General features: G+C 37.5%; 19 protein-coding genes and 1 pseudogene. All 20 read left to right on the top strand.

Annotated features, from left to right (window positions below; translation table 11 throughout):
- Positions 1–45: 45 nt before the first annotated feature.
- The 20 genes and pseudogenes from rlmD to aguA all read left to right on the top strand — a co-directional run bounded on the left by rlmD (position 46) and on the right by aguA (position 23801).
- A complete protein-coding gene (gene rlmD / locus A0739_RS03455) occupies positions 46–1404 on the top strand; it encodes a 23S rRNA (uracil(1939)-C(5))-methyltransferase RlmD (protein WP_061587077.1) in 1359 nt (452 codons plus the stop codon).
- A 267-nt stretch (positions 1405–1671) separates the two neighbouring features.
- Positions 1672–1875, top strand: a complete 204-nt coding sequence (locus A0739_RS03450; RefSeq protein WP_330996804.1) for a helix-turn-helix domain-containing protein — start codon at positions 1672–1674, stop codon at positions 1873–1875.
- A 17-nt stretch (positions 1876–1892) separates the two neighbouring features.
- On the top strand, positions 1893–3632 hold the full coding sequence (locus A0739_RS03445; protein WP_061587076.1) for a type I restriction-modification system subunit M: 1740 nt from the start codon (positions 1893–1895) through the stop codon (positions 3630–3632).
- Position 3633: 1 nt separating this feature from the next.
- Positions 3634–4791 (top strand): restriction endonuclease subunit S, encoded by a 1158-nt coding sequence (locus A0739_RS03440; RefSeq protein WP_155718964.1) that lies wholly within the window; start codon positions 3634–3636, stop codon positions 4789–4791.
- A 15-nt stretch (positions 4792–4806) separates the two neighbouring features.
- Positions 4807–8043, top strand: a complete 3237-nt coding sequence (locus A0739_RS03435) for a type I restriction endonuclease subunit R (RefSeq protein ID WP_061587075.1) — start codon at positions 4807–4809, stop codon at positions 8041–8043.
- Between the two features lie 1087 nt (positions 8044–9130).
- Positions 9131–9556 (top strand): recombinase zinc ribbon domain-containing protein, encoded by a 426-nt coding sequence (locus A0739_RS03430; protein WP_462217736.1) that lies wholly within the window; start codon positions 9131–9133, stop codon positions 9554–9556.
- 96 nt (positions 9557–9652) lie between these two features.
- The gene (locus tag A0739_RS03425) at positions 9653–10252 is read left to right on the top strand and encodes a hypothetical protein (protein ID WP_061587074.1); all 600 of its coding nucleotides are present in this window, start codon (positions 9653–9655) and stop codon (positions 10250–10252) included.
- A gap of 457 nt (positions 10253–10709) precedes the next feature.
- The gene (locus tag A0739_RS03415; RefSeq protein ID WP_061587073.1) at positions 10710–11336 is read left to right on the top strand and encodes a hypothetical protein; all 627 of its coding nucleotides are present in this window, start codon (positions 10710–10712) and stop codon (positions 11334–11336) included.
- Between the two features lie 177 nt (positions 11337–11513).
- On the top strand, positions 11514–12131 hold the full coding sequence (locus A0739_RS03410; protein WP_061587072.1) for an SAP domain-containing protein: 618 nt from the start codon (positions 11514–11516) through the stop codon (positions 12129–12131).
- Between the two features lie 247 nt (positions 12132–12378).
- The gene (locus A0739_RS03405; protein ID WP_061587071.1) at positions 12379–13260 is read left to right on the top strand and encodes a diacylglycerol/lipid kinase family protein; all 882 of its coding nucleotides are present in this window, start codon (positions 12379–12381) and stop codon (positions 13258–13260) included.
- Between the two features lie 63 nt (positions 13261–13323).
- Entirely contained in the window at positions 13324–13815 is a 492-nt protein-coding gene (locus A0739_RS03400; RefSeq protein ID WP_061587070.1) for a nucleotidyltransferase domain-containing protein, read from the top strand.
- Between the two features lie 177 nt (positions 13816–13992).
- Positions 13993–15735, top strand: coding sequence for a glycoside hydrolase family 13 protein (locus A0739_RS03395; protein ID WP_061587069.1), 1743 nt, complete (start codon positions 13993–13995; stop codon positions 15733–15735).
- 119 nt (positions 15736–15854) lie between these two features.
- Positions 15855–16166 (top strand): hypothetical protein, encoded by a 312-nt coding sequence (locus tag A0739_RS03390; RefSeq protein WP_049484441.1) that lies wholly within the window; start codon positions 15855–15857, stop codon positions 16164–16166.
- Between the two features lie 3 nt (positions 16167–16169).
- On the top strand, positions 16170–16883 hold the full coding sequence (locus tag A0739_RS03385; RefSeq protein WP_049484442.1) for an alpha/beta hydrolase: 714 nt from the start codon (positions 16170–16172) through the stop codon (positions 16881–16883).
- A gap of 190 nt (positions 16884–17073) precedes the next feature.
- Positions 17074–17478 (top strand): annotated as a pseudogene (locus A0739_RS03380) (hypothetical protein); the annotation flags it as partial.
- Between the two features lie 536 nt (positions 17479–18014).
- Positions 18015–19475, top strand: coding sequence for an aminotransferase class I/II-fold pyridoxal phosphate-dependent enzyme (locus tag A0739_RS03375; RefSeq protein ID WP_061587133.1), 1461 nt, complete (start codon positions 18015–18017; stop codon positions 19473–19475).
- Entirely contained in the window at positions 19476–20336 is an 861-nt protein-coding gene (gene speE, locus A0739_RS03370; protein ID WP_000366710.1) for a polyamine aminopropyltransferase, read from the top strand. It abuts the gene before it with no gap.
- Positions 20333–21592 carry a saccharopine dehydrogenase family protein gene (locus A0739_RS03365; protein WP_061587068.1) on the top strand — a complete coding sequence of 420 codons (1260 nt, stop codon included), beginning with the start codon at positions 20333–20335 and terminating at the stop codon, positions 21590–21592. Before speE ends, A0739_RS03365 begins: the two co-directional genes overlap by 4 nt.
- Positions 21592–22719 carry a carboxynorspermidine decarboxylase gene (nspC, locus tag A0739_RS03360; RefSeq protein ID WP_061587067.1) on the top strand — a complete coding sequence of 376 codons (1128 nt, stop codon included), beginning with the start codon at positions 21592–21594 and terminating at the stop codon, positions 22717–22719. The genes A0739_RS03365 and nspC overlap by 1 nt, the downstream gene beginning before the upstream one ends.
- Positions 22716–23801 (top strand): agmatine deiminase, encoded by a 1086-nt coding sequence (gene aguA, locus A0739_RS03355; RefSeq protein WP_061587066.1) that lies wholly within the window; start codon positions 22716–22718, stop codon positions 23799–23801. The genes nspC and aguA overlap by 4 nt, the downstream gene beginning before the upstream one ends.

Here is a 23801-nt window from a genome sequence, read left to right as displayed (position 1 = left end):
GAAATGTTGCCGTCTTTTTTTGTCGGCCGATAGAAAGTGAAAAATATGTTAAAGAAAAATGATATTGTAGAAGTTGAAATTGTCGATTTGACCCATGAAGGTGCTGGGGTTGCTAAGGTAGATGGTTTGGTTTTTTTTGTAGAAAATGCTCTACCAACTGAGAAAATCCTCATGCGTGTCCTTAAGGTCAATAAAAAGATCGGCTATGGAAAAGTTGAAGAATACCTTACATATTCTCCGCATCGTAACCAAGACCTTGACCTAGCTTATCTACGCTCAGGTATCGCTGACTTGGGGCATCTTTCCTATCCAGAGCAGCTAAAGTTTAAAACCAAGCAAGTCAAAGACAGTCTCTACAAGATTGCTGGCATTACCGATGTAGAGGTCGCTGAAACGCTCGGCATGGGCCATCCAATCCGATATCGAAATAAGGCACAGGTGCCCGTTCGTCGAGTGAATGGTGTCTTGGAAACTGGCTTTTTCCGTAAAAATTCGCATGACCTTATGCCCCTTGAAGATTTCTTCATCCAGAATCCTGTCATTGACCAAGTCGTAGTAGTTCTACGCGATTTGCTTCGTCGTTTTGATTTAAAACCTTATGACGAAAAGGAACAGTCTGGCTTGATTCGCAACCTCGTTGTGCGTCGTGGTCACTATTCAGGACAAATCATGGTCATTTTGGTGACTACACGTCCTAAATTTTTTCGTGTTGAACAGTTGATTGAACAACTAATCAAGCAATTCCCAGAGATTGTGTCTGTCATGCAAAATATCAACGACCAGAATACCAATGCGATTTTCGGCAAGGAGTGGAAGACTCTTTATGGTCAAGACTATATTACGGACCAGATGTTGGGAAATGACTACCAAATCGCTGGCCCAGCCTTTTACCAGGTCAATACTGAGATGGCAGAGAAACTTTATCAAACAGCTATTGACTTTGCGGAGTTAAGAGAAGATAATGTGGTGATTGACGCATATTCTGGGATTGGAACGATTGGCCTCTCTGTTGCGAAACATGTTAAAGAAGTCTATGGAGTTGAGGTCATCCCAGAAGCGATTGAGAATAGTCAGAAGAATGCTACCTTGAATAATATCACTAATGCACACTATGTCTGTGACACAGCTGAAAATGCCATGAAGAATTGGCTTAGGGAAGGTATCCAACCAACCGTTATCTTGGTTGATCCTCCACGCAAGGGATTGACCGAAAGTTTTATCAAAGCAAGTAGCCAAACTGGAGCTGACCGCATTGCCTATATCTCTTGTAATATCGCAACCATGGCGCGTGATATCAAACTCTACCAAGAGTTGGGATATGAATTGAAGAAAGTCCAGCCAGTGGATTTATTTCCGCAGACGCACCACGTCGAGTGTGTGAGTTTGTTAGTGAAACGGAGTTAATCCTCTCACTTTTTCATTTTAGGGCGAGAGGATTCAAAGCTCCACTGGAGCTTTGAACTCCCCAAACCTTTTGAGTTCCAAGAATTCGTCATGTTGAGGCGGTAAGCTTCTTAGAGAAACTGTAATTATAAAAAAGATGGCATAGTCTAGAGTGTATTCTCGGGGTTATGCCTTTTTTCTTAGGGTAGATCTGATTTAAAGGATATACAGCTGTATGCGTATTCACAGAAATGTGATATAATTTATTAAAACGTTGACAGAGAGATTATGATGACTGTAAGTTACAAAAAACAGCTACATATGATGATAGAAAAAGAAATCTCTAATCAGGATTTGCTAAGAGAAGCTAATATTTTGGCGAATATTAGTACGAAAATACGTACAGGAAAATACATAGCTTTAGATAAATTAGAGAGTATCTGCTTAGTGCTGAACTGTACTCCTATCCTAACGATGTACTTGAATTTATGAAGGAGGAAAAATAGAAAATGAAAGATACAGAACTGAAAGAATTAAAAGATAAACTATGGCATTCTGCCGATGTTCTTCGTGCAAGTGCGCATTTAGCTGCAAATAAATATGGTCAGCCTATTCTAGGACTTATCTTCCTTAGATATGCAGATATTTTATATAAACAACATAAGGATGAAATTGAAGCTGAATATAATCGACTTAAAGGTAGTCGTATGGAAAAATCCGTGAAAGAAATTTCTTTAGAAAAGTGCGGTTTCTATCTTCCAGAATGTGCTTATTACGATTTTATTAATGACGCACCGGACGATGCAAACAAAGCTATCATCGTAAAGGAAGCTATGGAAGCTATTGAAGATGAAAATCCTAGAATGGAAGGAGTTCTTCCTAAAGAAGTATACGCACAGCTTGTTCCAGAAGAGGAACCAGAGCTTCTTTCTAACATTGTGCGTATTTTCAAGGATATTCCTGAGAATAGTACTATTGACATCTTTGGTGAAATTTATGAATACTTCTTAGGAAAATTCGCACTTGCGGAAGGTAAGGATGGTGGGACATTCTATACACCTGCAACAGTTGTAAGATATATGGTTGAAGTATTAGATCCTCAGCCCGGTGAAAAGAAGTTCCTAGATCCAGCATGTGGTTCAGGAGGGATGTTTGTTCAGGCTGCAAGGTACATGCATAATCACAATGCTAGCGAGAGTGAACAGATGAAATTCCGTTGCTATGGCGTGGAAAAGGAACCAGACACAGTTAAACTGGCAAAGATGAATCTTCTTCTGAATAATATTCGTGGTGATATTACACAAGCTAACTCATTCTATTCTGATCCATATAATGCAGTTGGACAGTTTGACTATGTAATGGCAAATCCACCCTTTAATGTTGATGAGGTTGTGGTTGAGAAAGTTTCTGACGATATCCGTTTCAATACGTACGGCGTACCAAGAAATAAGACAAAATCGACAAAGAAAAAATCAGATAAAAAAGAAACAGTCCCAAATGCCAACTATTTATGGATTGGATACTTTGCAACTGCGTTAAATGAGTATGGTAAGGCAGCTCTTGTTATGGCAAACTCCGCTTCAGATGCTTCTGGTTCAGAATATGAAATCAGAAAGAAAATGATTGAAGAAGGTATTATTTCACAAATGGTGACTCTTCCTTCAAATATGTTCTCATCTGTTACACTTCCGGCAACTCTTTGGTTCTTCGATAAACAGAAACCAAATACTAATAAGAAAAATGAAATCTTATTTATAGATTCGAGAAATGTATTTACACAGATTGACCGTGCTCATAGAAAATTTTCGGATGAGCAGATTAAGAACTTAGGTATTATTACCAAGCTTTATCACGGTGATACACAGGCTCTTGTTGATTTGATTGATGAGTATAAAACTGAGCTTGCTAATGCACCGAAAACTTCTGATGACAAAGAAGTTCTCACAAAATCATATTGGCAGTCACAAATTGACTGGTTAACTGAAAGATTCCCTGATGGTGTTTATGCTGATGTTATCGGTCTTTGTAAGGCAGCACCTATAGATGGTGAAGACGGAATCATTGATCAAGACTACTCTCTTAATGCAGGGCGTTACGTTGGTGTGGTTATTGAAGACGACGGCTTAACACAGGAAGAGTTTAAAAAAGAGATGCTTTCCCTTAATTCTGAATTTACTTCTTTAAGTGCTGAGGCAAAGAAACTTGAAGAACTCATCGCAAATAATCTCAAAGGATTATTGGGTGAGTGATATGAGGTTAAAAGATAAAACACTAAGTGCAAATACAGGTCTGGATGCTATTAAAAGAGCTCCTATTGTTGAATATGACACAGGATTAAAATGTATTCGTATCCAAGATATATCCCAAGGGAAAAATTATGATGAGTGGGGATTCACTGAAACGAGCGAAAAAGACAGAAAAAATTTTTTGCTCAAAAAAAATGATTTGTTAATTGCAAGAACAGGTGCAACTGTTGGTGTATCAAAAATCATTACATCCGATATTAATTCAGTTTATAATAATGGAACAATACGACTTAGATTAGAGAAAAGTCTTAATCCAAGATTTGTTTATTATATTTTCCAAACGAAAGGCTTTTTGCAATATATCGATAATATATCCTGTGTAGCAACGCAACCAAACCTTAGAATAGAGGGATTACTGAGATTTACTATTCCAGATTATTCAATAGAGAAACAGAATGCGATTGTTAAAACTCTCTCAACATTTGATGATCTCATCGAAAACAACAACAAGCGTATCAAGTTGTTGGAACAAATGGCAGAGAATCTATATAAGGAATGGTTTGTAAGATTTCGTTTTCCGGTATATGAGAATTTGGAATTTGTTGGTACGCTCCCAATCGGATGGCAATATCAACCTATTTCAGAATCGATGGATTTCTTTGATTCCAAGAGAGTACCTTTAAGCTCTAAGCAAAGAGATGAAATGGAAAAAATATATCCATATTACGGAGCAGCAAAGTTAATGGATTATGTTGATAATTATCTGTTTGACGGAGAATACTTGTTATTAGGTGAAGATGGAACTGTTGTTACTACGGACGGTTTTCCTGTGCTTCAATTAGTAAATGACAAGTTTTGGGTTAATAATCATGCACATGTTATAAGAGGAAAAGGTAATATTTCAACACGATTCCTCTATTTGACGTTTTGTAGATTCCCTATAACTGGTGTTGTTACAGGAAGTGCTCAACCAAAGATTAGCAAAGGGCGATTGGAAAAATTGAAAATCTTAGTTCCAGATGCAATAACAATGGAACATTTCAATAATTTGATAAATCCAATGTTTGATGAAATCAATGTATTGAAGAAACAGTTAATACGAATTACAAAGCAACGTGATATGCTTTTACCACGCCTAATGAGTGGGAAACTTGAAGTGTAATAAGGAGGGATCCATATGCGTAATTTTATATCTGAAGATGATATAGAACAGGCTATACTTGCAAAATTAAAAGCGGAACCATTTAACTATGATATCCTCATTTGTGATGCTGATCTGAGTAAGCAAGATGATTTGAATGATGGTACAGGAAGGGCTTCAAAGAAAGAATGTGTTCTTCCTGATGTGATGCTGTCTTCTTTGAAACGCATTAATCCTACTATCTCTGAAGATAAAATCAAGGAAATAGTAAAAAACTTAAGGCGGGACTACACGGGTACGGATATTGTTGATACTAACTATAAAATATACAGACAAATTCGCAATAATATAAAAATCACAGTCCGTAGAAATGGTAAAGAAGATTTTGATTTTGTAAAGCTTATCGATTTTGAGCATCCGGAGAATAACACTTTCACAGCAGTTTCTCAGATGTGGATTAAAGGAAAGGTCTATTATCGCAGACCGGATATCCTTATCTTCATCAATGGGATGCCTCTTGTGTTCATTGAACTGAAGAATAGCATCGTTAAGATAGAAGAAGCCTATAATAAGAATTTAAAGAATTATTTACGAGATGTTCCGAATCTATTTGCATTCAATCAAATTTGTGTTCTTTCAAATGGATTGGAAACTAAGCTTGGTGCATTTAATGCGACCTATGACTACTTTTTTGAGTGGCTTAAAGTTGATAGCGAAAAAGAGAAACTGGACAGAGAAGCAATTCTTGCTGCGGATAATGTTAAGGATAGCTCTGTCAGATATTTTGTAGATGGTCTTCTTAACAAAGATAGATTGATTGACTATATTGAAAACTTTATTCTCTTTGAAAACCAGAGAATAAAGATTATCGCTAAAAATCACCAGTACTTAGGTGTAAATAATTTAATGGAATCAGTGGAGCACAGAAAAGAGCTTAACGGTAAGCTTGGTGTTTTTTGGCATACACAGGGTTCAGGTAAATCCTATTCTATGGTTATGTTTGCACGTAAAGTTAAACGCAAAGTGGCTGGTAATTTTTCATTCCTTGTTATTACAGACCGTGAAGATTTGGATACACAGATTCATAAGAACTTTGTACGGACAGAAGTTATCGGTTCTAAAGAGGAATGTCAACCAAAGGACAGCAAGCAACTACGAGAATTTTTAACTACCAATAAAGCATTTATTTTCACGTTGATTCATAAGTTCAGATTCGATAAGACGAAGAAGTATCCTGTTCTTTCTACACGTGATGATATCATTGTTCTAGTTGACGAGGCACATAGAACACAGTACAAAGATTTAGCAGAAAATATGAGAACAGCCCTTCCTAATGCTAATTTTGTTGCATTTACTGGAACACCGTTGCTAGGCACAAAACGTCTTACAAATCAATGGTTTGGAGATTATGTATCAGAGTATAATTTTGCACAGTCTGTCGAAGATGGCTCTACTGTGCCATTATTCTATTCTAGACGCGTTCCGGAAGTAGGTCTTGAAAATAATTTCCTTGATGATGATGTTGTAGATATTATCGAAGAAGAAAATCTTAATGAAGACGAAATCCGTCTGTTGGAAAATGCATCCTCTCGTATTTTAGAAGTTATTAAACGTGATGACAGACTGGATAAGGTTGCGCAGGATATTGCCTACCACTTTCCAAGACGAGGATTTCTTGGAAAAGGACTGGTTGTGTCAGTTGACAAATATACGGCTGTCAAAATGTATGACAAAGTGCAACATTACTGGGCTATTGAAAAGCAGAAGTTTACGAAACAGCGAAATTCTGCCACTACAAAAGAAGAACGTGATCAGCTCACAAATATTCTTGCTTATATGAATAGGGTGGAAATGGCAGTTGTTATTTCTGAAGAGAATGATGAAGAAACCAAGTTTGCTAAACAAGGGTTGAAAATATCGGAGCATCGTGCAAAGATGAAAGAAATTACACCTGATGGTAGAGATATCGAGGATCGATTTAAGAGTCCAGATGATCCTCTGCAATTAGTGTTTGTGTGTGCCATGTGGCTAACAGGGTTTGATGTGAAAAACCTTTCTACGCTCTATCTTGACAAGCCGATGAAGGGGCACACGCTGATGCAAGCCATAGCTCGTGCCAATAGAGTTTATCCTGGAAAACCTGCTGGAATTATCGTTGATTATGTGAATGTTTTTAAATATATGAAGAAAGCATTAACAGAATACGCCACGGGTAATGACGGAACAGAATTTCCTGCAAAAGATATAGATCAGCTGATCGGATACATTGATGGTACAATTCATGAGGCAGATTCTTTCTTGCTTTCTTTAGGCGTTTCATTAGAGAAAATCATTGCAGATTCCAATACTCTGGATAAACTGGATGCTTTAAGAAGAGCTTATGACGCTATTATCGCTAAAGATGATGCTAAAGAAAAATTCAAGGTTATACTGAACACCTTAACAAATCTCTACGAAGCATCAAAACCAGAAATTTTTGAAAGAAATTGGACTAATGATAAATTTGCACCACTCGTTTATTTACACGGATTGTTTTATCATACTATTGATGATGAAAAAGTAGCTCGTGCCAGACAGAAAATGAATCAAATTCTGGACGGTAGTGTAATTGCAAGTCAGGATTTCGTTTATCATGTTCAGGGGGAAGAACCTCAGTACATGATTAAAGGGACAAAGGCCATAGATTTATCTAAAGTAGATATTGAACAGTTAAGACAAGAAATAAAACTGGCTGAGTATAAAGCTATTGAAATTAATGACTTGAAGGAATATATAGAGCAAGCGCTAGAACAAATGCTTAAGAGAAATTGCACTAGAACGAAATTTTCTGAACGATTCAAACGCATTATTGATTCCTATAATGCAGGTGGAACAGAAAATGAAGATTATTACGAGCAACTTGTGAAGCTTCTTGAAGAACTTCGTCAAGAGGACAATCGTGCCAATATGGAAGGTCTTACGGAAGAAGAACTGGAAATTTACGATTTATTGGTTACTGGAAAGAAATTGACACAGGGTGAGGAGCAAAAAGTAAAATTATCTGCAAAAAATCTGTTTAAGAAATTGATGGATAATCGTAGTGATCTTCTTGTGGTAGATTGGTATAAAGATGAGCAGCCACGTGCCAAACTTAAATATGAAGTTGAATTATCATTAAATCAGGATCTTCCTGAAAGTTATGACAAAGCAGCCTTTGATTCTAAGGTATCCTTACTCATCAACCATTTTGTGGATATGGCAGTACAAGGATATGGATGGATTGGTCTTGCATAGAGCGTATTGAAAATATTCATTTAATTATTTTTATGGAGACTATTCTCCTTAAAAATTTAAGTGGAGTAGCTATGTTGGCGATAAATAACGTACAACAAATATCGTTAATATTATGGGACTTCTGGGTGTTGCAAAAATTTTTGTGATACCCGGTTTTTTGTGATATGTGAGGAAGTATCAGACTGAGAGGAGAAGTTAAGTGTATTGGTCCGATAGGTGCTGTTACTGAGTTTTTATTTCTATTTACACTTAGGGGGTACATTTATTACCAATGAGCATGGCTTTATGGGAATGAATGTGTCACCTCTTATATATGAAACTTAGGTAAGATTTGGTCTTGGGGAAATTTGTAGATGTTGTTGATGAATTTCTTAACATAGCTTGAGATTAAATTTTTGAGAACATTAAGAGTAAAATTATGATTGTTTATTTAAAAATTTCATGATAGAATAAGATTGAAATATTGAATCTTCTGTTATCGGGGATAGGGGTTCGACTCCCCTCCTCATCATTTGCTGCTAACCGATGTATCAGACTCCTCTACCTTATTTTCGTTGGTCACACAAATGGTTGTAGAAATACTTATACACTTAGTAAGTGATTGCTTATTAAATGTATTGAATGTAATGGAGGGCAAGATTATGGTAACAATAATTTCGCAGGGTTCAGAATTTCTAATGTGTCTCGTCGCAGCGGTGAGGAGCTTCGGTAGCATTTATGCAAAGCTAGCGAGACACTACAAAAGAGTATTGCAAATAGTGGAATACTTTTTTGTAGTGTTATATAGATTGTGATTATATTTTGACAGATGCTTCTTTAAATGTGTTAATAAGTGAGAGTATTAGTCCTGATATAAGGGATGTGATGCTTTCGCAGACTGAACTTTTGATGTGTTTAATGTGAGAAGGATAGATTAATACAGTATTTTTAGGTAAAACTTGATACAATTATAAAAATTGTCAGGATGGCTATATAGTCATCCTTTTATTAGTTTATATACTAGTATAGAGAGAAGTGGGAGATTGTTCAGTTAGAAATAGCAAGAAGAAAGAAATTTAGAGAACAACATAAGCTCCAATTTTATATCATGCAGAAAGAAAACAATCCCTTTACAACAAAAGTATTTTGCGCCGAATGTGGTTCAGCATTTGGTAGAAAAAATTGGACTACAAGTCGAGGTAAACGGAAGGTTTGGCAGTGTAACAATCGATATAGGATCAAAGGCCAGATTGGATGTTTAAACAATCATATAGATGAAGAAATGCTTGAGAAAGCATTTATGAAAGCAGTTGGACTGCTACAAGAACATAGATCTGATGTTGTAGCTAAGTGGCAAAAGCTTGAGCAAGGAACAAATCTTCTCCATAAGCACTATGCCAAGAAGATGTATCAGATACTAGATTTAGATAAATGTGATGGAGTTATCATGAATCAAGTTCTCGACCACATCAGTATTTCAGAAGTTGGACAAATTGTAGTAACTTTCCTTGAAGGAACTGAGGTAGATTTATAAGAGACTGTGACTGGGAAGTTGCAGTCTTTTTCAGGTTTTAATGGTATAATGAGATTATAAATGTGTATAATATTTAAATTCTCTGGAGGACGCGTAATGTTGAATTTAGTAAAAGGTCATCGAGTTAGCTTGGTAGAAAACCTGTTTGAGTCATTTACAAAGTTAACTGAACATCATTTGATGGCGAATGTACACGCAGAAAAAATATTAGAGGTTTTTCAACACTTTATTGCGATTCATGACGAGCCCTTGTTTTTTATTTTGGAATTGCCTGTCAGTATTGATAGAGAAAAAGTGATAGCAAAGAATATTATCAAGGAATCCCATAAGGATGTTTATTATATTGATGGTTGTTCAAGAGAGGAATGCCTAGCACTGTTGATTAGATACGGTGATTTGCTTATTAATGATGGACTAAGTCAGTTTGGATTTTGTGGGCATAAAAGTCATGATGAGATCATGCTTGATAGCTATAATGTTGTGACAATTTATAGTAAAGAACTATCGAAATTTAATGACTTTTTTGAACCTCATAATATTCAATTTGTAGAAGAACTAGTGACAGCTTGGAAAACTTTTTCTAAGACCTCACCAGGAATCTCTGAGATCTATGAAAGTAATGGAAAAACTGTTTATGATTTGCCTGTAGAATTAGTTGAATGGGGAATATATTTAGCTGAAACTCGAACAGAATAGGTATAGTTATAGATTAGAAAGAGAATATTTCAATTTCTTTAAAACCAAAAATTGCTAAAGGAAATTAATGAATTTATTGCTAGTTATTATGATGAAATTAGGCGTGAAGTGAGAAGTTCAGCACTGAAAAATAACTTGTCAGATACACTAATCACAAAGATACTGAAGGGCACACTCGGTTGTGTACCTGCATATGATAGATATTTTGTTGCTGGATTAAAATCACAAAAGATTGCAAACGGAACCTATAACATTAAATCTATTATACAACTAGTAGATTTTTATAAGAAAAACTTAGAATAATTAGATTCAATACAAAAGAATTTTATAGTTGCAGATATGTCGTATCCTCAAATGAAAATACTTGATATGGGATTTTGGCAGTTTGGTTTTGATTTAGATAATAAAAAACATTGATCATTCAATTATTTAACTAAAAAAGAAAGTAAGGCTTAATATGGAAAATAAAAATAAAAAGAAAAAGAATGTGGAAAAAATATTTGAAGGATATATTGAAAAAATCTTCGGAAAAGATTGTTTGAAAGACATTGAACCATTATATAAAAAAGTAATAGAAAATAGAGATAATAATGTAAAATGTGGTACATACGGTGATGATCCAGCAACAATTGAACTTATATTATATCTCAGACATAAAATGAGAGAAAACAAATTAATATCTTCTGAACCAATATCAAACTATTTAAAAGCGATACCAATAACGAAGAAAGATTATAAAAAACTCCTTAAAAATTTCCTTGAAAATGACGGTAAATATAGAAGTTGGTTAACAGAGGAATATCAGAAACGTTTTCCTTACTCTTATGAGTCAGAGCCAGAATCGCACATAGACGATTATAAGGAAGATGGTTGGAATTATTTTGAATATCTGAACCAGAACAATCAGGATTATGATTATGATATTGAATGGTTTTATGTTGGAAAAAATGTAGTAGGTCATATATACTACAATGAGTTAGATCATTATTTAACTTATTTGTTAAGTTCTATTAGACTTGATAAAGAAAAAGATAGTATACAAAAAGGGAAAAATATTAAAGAAGATCTTGAGAAGATTGATTAAAGTTTATCTGTAAGTCTATATGTCTTTATTTATAAAAAAGTAAACACATAAGTTAAATTTATAATCTTATGGAAAATCTGGTTTAAAATCTTGGTTATTTCTTACTTATAAAGGTAGAATAATTTCACTCTTTTAAGATGTAAACCAAAATTGTTTTTTGAGGAAGGAGGTACTATATTGATAGAGAACAGACCTGAGTTTGATAAAATCACATCCTTTGATGAATTTAATAAATACTATTGGTATCGGGATGAACTTTCACAGATATGCAAGTCATTAGGGCTTGAATATAGAGGTACAAAACAGGAACTCAATCATATTATTGAGCAGTACTTTAAGGGCAATTTGATTAAAAAATCATCAGTAAAAAGGAAAAAGAAAAGAGTAGAAGTCCTTACCTTAGATACGCCCTTGCTTGAATGCGGGTTCTCCTTTAACGCACACTTTAGAGAATATTTCTCAACTTTAACAGGTGTTTCCCCCTTTAAATTTACTGCTGATATGGCGACAGCTTGGAGAAAAGTAAAAAGAGAACATGATTTGAGTTTTAAAATCCAAGATATGCTAAAAGTTTATTATGGAAATTCAGATTATGCTAAGTATGACCATTCGGTTTGTCAATGGAACCAATTTTTAAAGGACTTCTGTGCAGACGAAAATAGTCACAATTACTCGAATAAACTAAAAGTAGCTTCCATCCTTTGGAAAGAAGTTAGAAATTCAAAAAATGAAAAAATATATTCAAAAAATCTTTTGACAAAATATGTTGATAAAATAAAAGACTATTGTAAGTAGAAACGCCATCTCACTTGGTGGCAGAGGCAACTTATGGTATTCCTTATTGGATAAAGGATAAAGCTTATTCTGATTTGGATGAATCCTTAAAGGATGTAATTAGGTGATGGGAGAATAGAATAAAATTATATTAATCTCCGGTACGTCTGATTTCTATTTTTTGAGGTTTCATTATATAATAGCATTATATGTAATGACTGATGTAGTTACACTAACATTTCTATTTAAAAATTAAGGAGTATTATCAATGAAAAAAGCAATGTTAATTATCAACCCTACCTCTGGTGGGGAAAAGGCCTTGGATTATAAGGTTAAGCTGGAGAATAAGGCCAAAGATTATTTTGAGCACGTGGAAACCAAAATTACCGAAAAAGCGTTGGATGCAACAAATTTTGCTGAAGAAGCGTCTCGTGAGCAGTATGATGCAGTGGTGTGTTTTGGTGGAGATGGGACTGTCAATGAAGTCATTTCGGGTATTGCTGAGAGAGACTACGTTCCTAAGTTGGGTATTATCCCAGGCGGTACGGGTAATCTCATTACAAAACTGTTGGAAATCAATCAAGACATCGATGGCGCGATAGATGAACTCGATTTTAATTTAACCAACAAGATTGATATCGGTAAAGCAAATGATAACTATTTTGGTTATATCTTTAGTATCGGTTCTCTGCCTGAGGCGATTCACAATGTGGAGATCGAGGACAAGACAAAATTTGGTATTCTTGCCTATGCTGTAAATACCATGAAGTCTGTGATGACGGATCAGGTCTTTAACATTAAGATTGAGACAGAAAATGGAAATTATGTTGGTGAAGCTAGCCATGTTTTGGTTCTCTTGACCAATTACTTCGCTGATAAGAAAATCTTTGAAGAAAATAAAGATGGCTATGCCAATATTTTGATTCTAAAAGATGCATCTATATTCTCTAAATTATCCGTCATTCCAGATTTACTAAAAGGGGATGTTGTTGGCAATGATAATATTGAATATATCAGAGCGCGCAATATTAAGATCTCTTCAGATAGTGAATTGGAGTCAGATGTTGACGGCGATAAGTCGGATAACCTACCTGTAGAAATCAAAGTACTAGCTCAGCGAGTAGAAGTATTTTCAAAACCGAAAGAGTAGAAATTAAAAATTAGTTTATTTTTCACTGCGAAATCGAGTTCCATATCAACGATTGGAGGAGGGATGAATTCTCTATTTGATGAATTTCGAACAATTTGTTCACATTTAAACAAAATCGGAATCACACCTACGCTCATGGGGTCTTTGGGTTTTGAATACCGTTCAAATAAAGAATGGCAGCCGTCTGACATTGACATTCATGTCTCTGGAGATCCTAGAGGCTGGGAAGCGCCTGATCATCTCAGGATTTATGACTGGGACAAGATAATGAAAGTGATGAACCACTTAGGCTATTCCTTGGCAGATATTCACGAGCACGAATTCCAAAAAGATGGAGTGAGCGTTGAATTCGGAAGTATTGATTCTTTACCTGATTTTGCAGGAGTTTTGGAATCAGAAATAGAGTTGATTCATCTCGAGGACACCACGTTTCGTGTTCCAAGTTTAGAACAATATTTAAGCATTTACAAAGCCTCTTCCCAAGATTCCTATCGAAATGACCACAATAACAATAAAGATTTTAAAAAGATAGAGTGGCTGGAAAGACATTTGTAAATCATCAATCTGAAAGTAGTAGGTATTAAGACTTACTGCTTTTTTATTCTCAAAAACAATCCACTCAAAACTATGGACAAGTCTTGAAAATAAAATTTTAAAGTAGTATACTAGAATCACAATTATGAAAACGTTTGCGTCGCAAAGCGATTCAAAGTAAACTAGGAGACAGATACAATGGAATTAACAGCCATTTACCATAGACCAGAGTCGGAGTATGCTTATCTTTATAAGGATAAGACAATGCACATTCGTATCCGGACCAAGAAAGATGATATTGAAAGCATCAGCTTGCATTATGGAGACACTTTTATCTTTTTAGAGGACCATTATGAAGCAATCAAGGAGATGGTCAAAGTAACTTCTGATGCCTTATTTGATTACTGGCAAGCGGAAGTTTCAGTTGGCTATGCCCGACTCCAGTATCTCTTTGAACTCAAGGATAAGCAGGGTCAGAGTATTTTGTATGGCGATAAGGGATGTGTTGAAAATATGCTAGAAAACCTTCATTATGAAGGAAATGGCTTTAAAATTCCGTATATCCATGAGATTGATGCTTGCCACGTTCCTGACTGGGTAGCAAAGACGGTATGGTACCAGATTTTCCCAGAACGCTTTGCTAATGGCAATCCTGAGATTTCTCAAGAAGGGGCTCTGGCTTGGGATTCCTCTATCAAACCAAAAACGAGTGATTTCTTTGGTGGTGATTTACAAGGTATCATTGACCATCTGGATTACTTGCAGGACTTGGGCATTACAGGTCTTTATCTCTGTCCGATTTTTGAATCCCCAAGCAATCACAAATATAATACAACGGATTATTTTAAAATTGACCATCATTTTGGAGACAAGGAAATCTTCCGTAAACTGGTGGAGGAGGCCCATCAGAGAGGCATGAAAATCATGCTGGATGCTGTTTTCAATCATATCGGGGATCAGTCTCCTCAGTGGCAGGATGTTCTCAAGCATGGTGAAAAGTCGGAATATAAAGACTGGTTCCATGTTCAAGAATTTCCCGTGACCAAGGATAAGCTAGGAAACCCAAGAAAACTCCCTTATCATACCTTCGCTTTTGCCAGCTATATGCCCAAGCTCAATACGGCCAATCCTCAAGTGAGGGACTATTTGCTAAGCGTTGCGACCTACTGGATTGAAGAGTTTGATATTGATGCTTGGCGCCTGGATGTGGCAAATGAAGTCGACCACCAATTTTGGCGAGATTTCCATAAGGCTGTCTTGGCTAAAAAGCCTGACCTTTATATTCTTGGAGAGGTCTGGCATACTTCCCAGCCTTGGTTAAATGGAGATGAATTCCATGCAGTCATGAACTATCCTCTCTCCGACAGCATCAAGGATTATTTCTTGCGAGGGGTTAAGAAGTCTCATCAATTTATCGATGAAATCAATAGCCAATCAATGTACTATAGACAGCAGATTTCGGAAGTGATGTTCAATCTCTTGGATTCGCATGATACGGAGCGCATTTTGGCTACTGCCAAGGAAGATGTTCAACTCGTTAAGTCTGCCCTTGCTTGCCTCTTTCTACAAAGGGGGACACCGTGTTTCTACTATGGAACTGAGTTGGAGTTAGGTGGAGGGCCAGACCCAGATTGTCGTCGTGTCATGCCTTGGGAACGTGTTTCCGATAGCAATGAGATGTTGAATTTTATGAAGAAATTGATTCAGCTTCGTAAGGATGCTTCAGGCATTATCCAACATGGAAGCTATAGTCTGCAAGAAATCAAGCCTGATGTGCTTTCTCTAGAATGGAATAATGATGGACAAAAACTCCAAGCTATTTTTAACCAATCAAATGAAAACTATCTTGTAGACCGTGATTCTGTAGTGCTAGCCAGTCATTGCCAAGTATTGGAGCAGCAACTGGTGATATTGCCTAAAGGTTTTGTGATTTTTTACTAGGGAGAAATTAAAAGTGAAAAGAAAATTCTAGTATAGAAAGCATTTTACAAACAGACTATTTGGTGTCTTGCTACAACTGATATATAATTTAACTTAGAGAGAATAGGAGGATTAATCAGATGGAATTAAAAGATTTTACAGAAAAAGAACAGGAAATGATTAAGAAAGGGCTGACTACGTCTAAGATTAGTGACAAGGAAACTGCTGAGAAAATTCTTGCGCTTGTCCCACAAGACTTGATTAAGCGCATCCCTTTTTTTGTCAGAAAACATGCTACAACACGTACTATTAAACGCATTTCAATTGAACACCCTGAACTCTACGCTGCAGCCCAAACAAGTGGTGAAATCCCAGAAAAAGAACGTGAAGAATTGCGTCAGATTATCACGACTATCTTTGAACAAAAGATGAATAAGCATAGTATTAATTAGAGAATGAAAATATATTTTATTGGCGGTTTGGGAAGTAATGTCTGTCATAGCAAGGATTTTCTTCAAGAGCTAGACTCGATTGCTTGTTTTATAAATCCATATGAAAAGTATTTTAGAGATGAAATAGAGTTGAAATCATGGTTTAAAAAGGAGATAGTTGGGGAAGAATCTATCTGTCTGATAGGCCATTCTCTCGGAGGAGATTTGGCTCGTTATTTCGCATCGGAATTTCAAGAAGTGAAAAAACTGATTCTTTTGGATGGTGGCTATTTAGATTTAGATAAGATTTTACCTTTAGATACAGAGTTAGAGGAAACCAAAAACTATATCAAGTCTCAAAACCTTTCTGACATAGATATTCTTATTTCTAAAGAAAAATCTGAAGCAAAGCATTGGTCAAAAAATATGGAAGAAGCTGTAAGACATTCCTATCATTGGAATGTGCAGTATAATAGATATGAGTTAGCTATAAATTATGAAAATATAGAAACGTTACTACAGCTACGGAGAAAAATACAAGCGTTTAAGAGAAAAGTGGGAAATACCTTGTTTATTAGTCCTCGATATCCTAATGAAGTAGCATGGATAGAAGAGGCTCTAAAAGAATTGCCAGACTATTTTGATACTATTTTTCTAGATAACTTTGATCATGAGCTTTATACTCAAGCACCTAAAGAAATTGCTTCTTTGATTAATGAGTGGCTCTCTTATTCTTAGCGAACGATTGATTGAACTATGATAATTAATATAAGATTACAGTCTACTCAGATTCAATAAAAATCGTACACCTGATGATTTGTCTGGTGAAGGAAATATTCCACAGTACAGTCGGACGGGATAGATAGAAATTGGTTATAGAATTTGTAAGAATAATAAATTTTAAACGTTAAGATGGAGGATTAAAGAGATGGGAAAAATTGAATGGAACCAGATAAAGACGCGTTTAGATGCCTTGCTGGTCATTGATGAGTATCGAACAGATCCAAACGAGACCTGGCTTCGATTGATCGTTAAGACTGAGGAAAGCTATGGACTCCGTTACCTTATCGACAACGGTTCTGGTGATTCTCTAGATGTGATTTTCACTGATAAAATGATCCTTATAAAGGGCTTTGATCATGAAAGCAGTTTGAGTCAATTTGCTGCTGACGAGTGGAATCAAGACATCATAGACGGATTTTATAGAGGACTGGATGAAAAGTATCAAAACCTATACTCAGAAGAGCAAAAAGATGAAACAACCTTCTTTATCTGGTATGACGGTCAAGAACATCAAAATACCTATCAAGATCAGGACGGTGGCGAATGGTTGTAGTTTCTTTTTTCTTATATCTTTGACGTTTTGAAACGATTTCTTTTTATTGATGAATAATATTTCACGAACAAAAAACGGAATTCTTTAAAAAAGTTTCACAAAATACTTTACAAGCTCTTATAAATATGATATAGTTATAAGGCTTAGAAAATGAGATGATGTTTTCTAGCAAATATAAACCCGAGTAAAAAATGCCTACGGACAGGCAGGGTTGAATGCCGAAGCGTGGTTGAAAAGCCACATTATTGATAGGGTTAAAAGCCTACTTTTATAAGTTGATGTTAGGACGCTTGTCCTAATTCATAAATTTTTAGTGTGGTGAAAGCACACGTCATCTTGTGAAACGATCAATAAAGTACGTAATATTTGCTACTAGAGAGTTAGGAAACATCGGGAACAGACATACTCAACAGAAACCAAAATAAACACGTCAGAAGATTGCAGAGCAGGTGAAAACCTGCTCTTTTTTCATAAGTCAACCTTTAGCGCCTTTATCTTCTTGAGGTGCTAAAAATATGGTAAAGGAGTATGTCTTGAAGAAGTTAGATCAAAACCAAGCCCCAATTTATGAGGCCTTGGTCAAGCTACGCAAGAAAAGAATTGTCCCCTTTGATGTGCCAGGTCACAAGCGTGGACGAGGAAATCCAGAACTTGTCGAACTGTTAGGAGAAAAATGTGTTGGCATTGATGTCAATTCTATGAAACCCTTGGATAATCTTGGTCATCCCATTTCGATTATTCGGGATGCGGAGGAATTAGCTGCGGATGCTTTTGGTGCAGCCCATGCCTTTCTCATGATTGGAGGTACAACCTCATCAGTTCAAACCATGATTCTTTCCACCTGCAAGGCGGGAGATAAGATTATTTTGCCGCGTAATGTCCACAAATCTGCTATCAATGCGCTGGTTCTATGTGGTGCTATTCCCATCTATATCGAGATGAGTGTAGATCCCAAAATCGGCATCGCATTAGGACTTGAAAATGACCGTGTGGCTCAAGCTATAAAGGATCATCCAGATGCCAAGGCTATCCTAATCAACAACCCTACTTACTATGGAATTTGTTCAGATCTCAAGGGATTGACGGAAATGGCTCATGAAGCTGGCATGTTTGTTTTAGTGGATGAAGCCCATGGAGCTCATCTGCATTTTACAGATAAATTGCCGCTATCTGCTATGGACGCTGGCGCTGATATGGCGGCGGTTTCTATGCATAAGTCTGGTGGGAGTTTGACCCAAAGCTCCATTTTACTTATTGGAAATCAGATGAATCCTGAGTATGTTCGTCAGATCATCAACCTGACCCAGTCTACATCCGCCTCTTATTTGTTGATGGCTAGTTTGGATATTTCGCGTCGAAATTTAGCCCTTCGTGGTAAAGAGTCGTTTGAAAAGGTCATTGAGCTTTCTGAGTATGCTCGTCGTGAAATCAATGCTATCGGTGGTTACTATGCCTACTCAAAAGAGCTCATAGACGGTGTTTCGGTCTGTGATTTTGACGTGACCAAGCTGTCAGTTTATACTCAGGGAATTGGGCTAACAGGTATCGAGGTTTATGACCTCCTACGAGACGAATACGATATTCAGATTGAATTCGGGGATATTGGCAATATATTGGCCTATATTTCAATTGGTGACCGCATCCAAGACATTGAGCGTCTGGTTGGTGCTTTGGCTGATATCAAGAGACTATATTCACGAGATGGGAAGGACTTGATAGCCGGAGAATATATTCAGCCCGAGTTGGTGCTGTCTCCACAAGAAGCATTCTATTCAGAAAGAAAAAGTTTAACCTTGGATGATTCTGTTGGACAGGTCTGTGGGGAATTTGTCATGTGCTATCCTCCAGGGATTCCAATCCTAGCACCAGGTGAACGCATTACACGAGACATTGTGGATTATATTCAATTTGCCAAAGAACGTGGTTGCTCCCTCCAAGGGACGGAAGATCCAGATGTCAATCACATCAACGTCATTAAGAGAAAGGAGAACTAGATGGATTTATGGTTTTCTGAAGTTCATACTCCAGATGTGAAACTGTCCCTGAGAACAGCCAAGCAACTCTACGCTGGTAAGAGTGAATGGCAGGATATAGAGGTATTAGATACACCAGCTTTTGGAAAGATATTGATCTTAAATGGGCATGTCTTGTTTTCAGATGCAGATGATTTTGTTTACAATGAAATGACCGTCCACGTACCCATGGCTGTCCATCCTAATCCTAAGAAAGTTTTGGTTATCGGGGGTGGTGATGGCGGTGTTGCCCAAGTATTAACCCTCTATCCTGAACTGGAGCAAATCGATATTGTGGAACCAGATGAGATGTTGGTTGAGGTCTGTCGAGAGTATTTCCCAGACTTTGCTGCGGGGCTAGATGATCCTCGTGTTACCATTTACTATCAAAATGGACTGAGATTTTTACGAAACTGTGAGGATGATTACGATATCATTATCAACGATGCGACAGATCCATTTGGCCATACGGAAGGACTCTTTACCAAGGAATTTTACGGTAACAGTTACAGAGCTCTCAAAGAAGACGGCATCATGATTTACCAGCATGGGAGTCCATTTTTTGACGAGGATGAGTCTGCTTGCCGAAGCATGCACCGCAAGGTCAATCAAGCCTTTCCAATCAGCCGGGTCTATCAGGCGCATATTCCAACCAGTCCTGCTGGCTATTGGTTGTTTGGATTTGCATCGAAAAAATACCACCCTATCAAAGATTTTGACAAGGAAGGCTGGAAAAAACGCCAGCTTTTCACAGAATACTATACTGCAAACTTACATGTGGGAGCCTTTATGTTGCCTAAGTATGTTGAGGATATTTTAGAAGAAGAGGAAGGAAAAAAATGAGTCGTTTATTAGTTATCGGATGTGGAGGCGTTGCCCAAGTTGCTATTTCAAAGATTTGCCAAGATAGCGAAACCTTTAAAGAAATTATGATTGCTAGCCGTACCAAGTCAAAATGTGATGACTTGAAAGCTAAACTAGAAGGCAAAACAAGTACAAAGATTGAGACAGCTGCCCTTGACGCTGACAAAGTTGACGAAGTGATTGCCTTGATTGAAAGCTACAAACCAGAAGCTGTTTTGAATGTAGCACTCCCATATCAAGACTTGACTATTATGGATGCTTGTTTGGCAACAGGTGTCCACTATATTGACACAGCCAACTACGAAGCTGAGGACACAGAAGATCCTGAGTGGCGTGCCATCTACGAAAAACGTTGCAAGGAACTTGGTTTTACAGCTTACTTTGACTACTCGTGGCAGTGGGCTTATCAAGAGAAATTCAAAGAAGCAGGCTTGACTGCTCTTCTTGGTTCTGGTTTTGACCCAGGTGTAACCAGTGTTTTTTCAGCTTATGCCCTCAAACACTATTTTGATGAAATCCACTATATCGACATTTTAGACTGTAATGGTGGTGACCACGGTTATCCATTTGCGACCAACTTCAACCCAGAAATCAATCTCCGCGAGGTTTCTGCGCCAGGTTCTTACTGGGAAGATGGAAAATGGGTCGAAGTCGAAGCTATGTCTATCAAGCGTGAGTATGATTTCCCTCAAGTTGGCCAAAAAGACATGTATCTTCTTCACCATGAAGAAATCGAATCACTTGCCAAAAACATTCCAGGTGTTAAACGGATTCGATTCTTTATGACTTTTGGACAATCTTATCTAACACACATGAAATGCTTGGAAAATGTAGGGCTCCTTCGTACGGATGCTATTAACTTTAATGGACAAGACATTGTACCGATTCAATTCTTAAAAGCCTTGCTTCCTGATCCAGCCAGCCTTGGCCCACGTACAGTTGGAAAAACCAATATCGGCTGTATCTTTACAGGTGTCAAAGACGGTGTTGAAAAGACCATCTATATCTACAATGTTTGTGACCATCAGGAATGTTACGCAGAAGTTGGTTCACAAGCCATTTCTTACACGACAGGCGTTCCAGCCATGATTGGGACTAAATTAGTGATGAATGGAACTTGGAAACAACCCGGAGTTTATAACCTTGAAGAATTGGATCCAGATCCATTCATGGAAGCTTTGAATGAGTATGGTTTGCCTTGGGTTGTGGTTGAAAATCCGCAAATGGTGGACTAATGAAGTTAGAACAAGTACCAACACCTTCTTATATCATTGACTTAGGAAAATTAGAAGAGAATTGTCGCATTCTACAAGAAGTCCAAGAAAAAGCCGGTTGTAAGGTGTTGCTAGCTCAGAAAGCCTATTCCCTCTATAAAACCTATCCTTTGATTAGTCAGTATCTGTCAGGTACGACGGCTAGTGGTCTCTATGAAGCTAAGTTAGCTAGAGAAGAGTTTCCGGGGGAAGTCCATGTCTTTGCACCTGCTTTCAAGGAATCAGATATGGAAGAGTTACTTCAGATATCAGATCATATCGTCTTCAACTCAGAGAGACAGTTGCGTAAACACGGTCCTCGTTGTCGAGAGACTGGTATTAGTGTCGGTTTGCGTATCAATCCTCAGTGTTCAACTCAAGGAGATCACGCGCTCTATGACCCTTGTGCTCCGGGATCTCGATTTGGAGTTAGCCTAGACAAGATACCGAGTGATTTGTTGGATTTGGTGGACGGACTTCATTTTCATACCCTTTGTGAGCAAGGGGCAGATGATTTAGAGACAACCTTGAAAGCAGTAGAAGAGCAGTTTGGTTCTTACTTACATCAAGTTAAATGGCTCAATATGGGTGGCGGACACCACATCACAAGAGAAGACTACGATGTGAATTTGCTGATTTCAGAAATCAAGCGTATCCGAGATACTTACAATCTTGAGGTCTATATAGAGCCGGGTGAAGCTATTGCGCTCAATGCGGGTTATCTAGCAACTGAAGTATTGGATATTGTAGAAAACGGTATGGAAATCTTGGTTTTAGACGCCTCCGCGACCTGCCATATGCCAGATGTACTTGAAATGCCCTATCGTCCACCTTTGAGAAATGGCTTTGAGGCACAGGAAAAAGCCCATGTCTATAGACTTTCTTCCAATACCTGTCTGACGGGTGATGTGATTGGCGATTATAGTTTTGAAAATCCAGTTGAAATTGGAGATAGACTTTATTTTGAAGACATGGCTATTTACTCATTTGTTAAAAATAATACCTTTAACGGTATTGGCTTGCCAAGTCTCTATCTCATGGACGAGCAAGGTGACTGCAGCTTAGTCAAAGCCTTTGGCTATCAAGACTTTAAAGGGAGATTATCATGATAGAAACTCCGAAAAAAGCAGGCTACCGTATGCCAGCAGAGTACGAACCCCATCATAGTACCCTCATGATATGGCCGACTCGACCAGGATCATGGCCCTTTCAAGGAAAGGCTGCCAAAAAAGCATTTAGCCAGATTATCAAGACTATAGCAGAAGGGGAAAGGGTTTACCTTTTGGTGGAGCAGGACTATCTATCTGAAGCCAAATCCTATCTTGGAGACAAGGTCGTTTATTTAGACATTCCGACAAATGATGCCTGGGCGCGTGATACTGGTCCGACCATTCTCGTAAATGATAAAAGAGAAAAGTTGGCAGTCGATTGGTCTTTCAATGCTTGGGGTGGTGCTGTAGATGGTCTTTATCAAGATTATGAAGATGATGATCAAGTAGCCAGTCGTTTTGCTCAGGCCTTGGAAATGCCTGTTTACGAGGCTAAACCTTTTGTACTGGAAGGTGGCGCGATACACAGTGACGGTCAAGGAACCATTCTTGTGACTGAAAGTTGCCTACTAAGCGCTGGCCGCAATCCTCATCTCAGTAAAGAGAAAATCGAAAACACCTTATTAGAGAGTGTTGGCGCTGAAAAAGTTATCTGGCTTCCCTATGGTATTTATCAGGACGAAACCAATGAACACGTTGACAATGTTGCTGCCTTTGTAGGTCCTGCAGAGCTTGTCTTGGCTTGGACGGACGACAAAAGCGATCCTCAGTATGCCATGTCTGCAGTTGACCTTGCCCTTTTAGAGAAGGAAACGGATGCAAAAGGTCGTCCCTTTACTATTCATAAGCTTCCTATCCCAGCTATTCGTCAGGTTGTCTCTAAAGAGGATTTACCAGGCTATACCTATGAAGATGGGGAAGAGGAGCGCTATGAGGGCGAACGTCTGGCAGCATCCTATGTCAATTTTTATATTGCCAACAAGGCTGTCTTAGTTCCACAGTTTGAGGATGTAAACGACCAAGTGGCTTTAGATATTCTCAGCAAGTGTTTCCCAGACCGCCAAGTTGTCGGAATACCAGCCAGAGACATTCTTTTAGGTGGTGGCAATATCCACTGTATCACCCAACAAATCCCAGAATAG

Origin of the sequence: Streptococcus oralis (genome assembly GCF_001588645.1) — a bacterium.
In the GTDB taxonomy this organism is placed as follows: domain Bacteria; phylum Bacillota; class Bacilli; order Lactobacillales; family Streptococcaceae; genus Streptococcus; species Streptococcus oralis_AB.
This window is presented reverse-complemented; position numbering and strand designations above follow the sequence as displayed.

Excerpts from the sequence above, each read along its gene's own strand:
- A0739_RS03435 (WP_061587075.1), top strand. The coding sequence starts at position 4,807 with ATGCGTAATTTTATATCTGAAGATGATATAGAACAGGCTATACTTGCA.
- A0739_RS03365 (WP_061587068.1), top strand. The coding sequence starts at position 20,333 with ATGAGTCGTTTATTAGTTATCGGATGTGGAGGCGTTGCCCAAGTTGCT.
- A0739_RS03425 (WP_061587074.1), top strand. The coding sequence starts at position 9,653 with ATGTTGAATTTAGTAAAAGGTCATCGAGTTAGCTTGGTAGAAAACCTG.
- A0739_RS03385 (WP_049484442.1), top strand. The coding sequence starts at position 16,170 with ATGAAAATATATTTTATTGGCGGTTTGGGAAGTAATGTCTGTCATAGC.
- A0739_RS03440 (WP_155718964.1), top strand. The coding sequence starts at position 3,634 with ATGAGGTTAAAAGATAAAACACTAAGTGCAAATACAGGTCTGGATGCT.
- rlmD (WP_061587077.1), top strand. The coding sequence starts at position 46 with ATGTTAAAGAAAAATGATATTGTAGAAGTTGAAATTGTCGATTTGACC.
- A0739_RS03445 (WP_061587076.1), top strand. The coding sequence starts at position 1,893 with ATGAAAGATACAGAACTGAAAGAATTAAAAGATAAACTATGGCATTCT.
- aguA (WP_061587066.1), top strand. The coding sequence starts at position 22,716 with ATGATAGAAACTCCGAAAAAAGCAGGCTACCGTATGCCAGCAGAGTAC.
- A0739_RS03450 (WP_330996804.1), top strand. The coding sequence starts at position 1,672 with ATGATGACTGTAAGTTACAAAAAACAGCTACATATGATGATAGAAAAA.
- A0739_RS03430 (WP_462217736.1), top strand. The coding sequence starts at position 9,131 with ATGCAGAAAGAAAACAATCCCTTTACAACAAAAGTATTTTGCGCCGAA.
- A0739_RS03395 (WP_061587069.1), top strand. The coding sequence starts at position 13,993 with ATGGAATTAACAGCCATTTACCATAGACCAGAGTCGGAGTATGCTTAT.
- A0739_RS03400 (WP_061587070.1), top strand. The coding sequence starts at position 13,324 with ATGAATTCTCTATTTGATGAATTTCGAACAATTTGTTCACATTTAAAC.
- speE (WP_000366710.1), top strand. The coding sequence starts at position 19,476 with ATGGATTTATGGTTTTCTGAAGTTCATACTCCAGATGTGAAACTGTCC.
- A0739_RS03390 (WP_049484441.1), top strand. The coding sequence starts at position 15,855 with ATGGAATTAAAAGATTTTACAGAAAAAGAACAGGAAATGATTAAGAAA.
- nspC (WP_061587067.1), top strand. The coding sequence starts at position 21,592 with ATGAAGTTAGAACAAGTACCAACACCTTCTTATATCATTGACTTAGGA.
- A0739_RS03415 (WP_061587073.1), top strand. The coding sequence starts at position 10,710 with ATGGAAAATAAAAATAAAAAGAAAAAGAATGTGGAAAAAATATTTGAA.
- A0739_RS03405 (WP_061587071.1), top strand. The coding sequence starts at position 12,379 with ATGAAAAAAGCAATGTTAATTATCAACCCTACCTCTGGTGGGGAAAAG.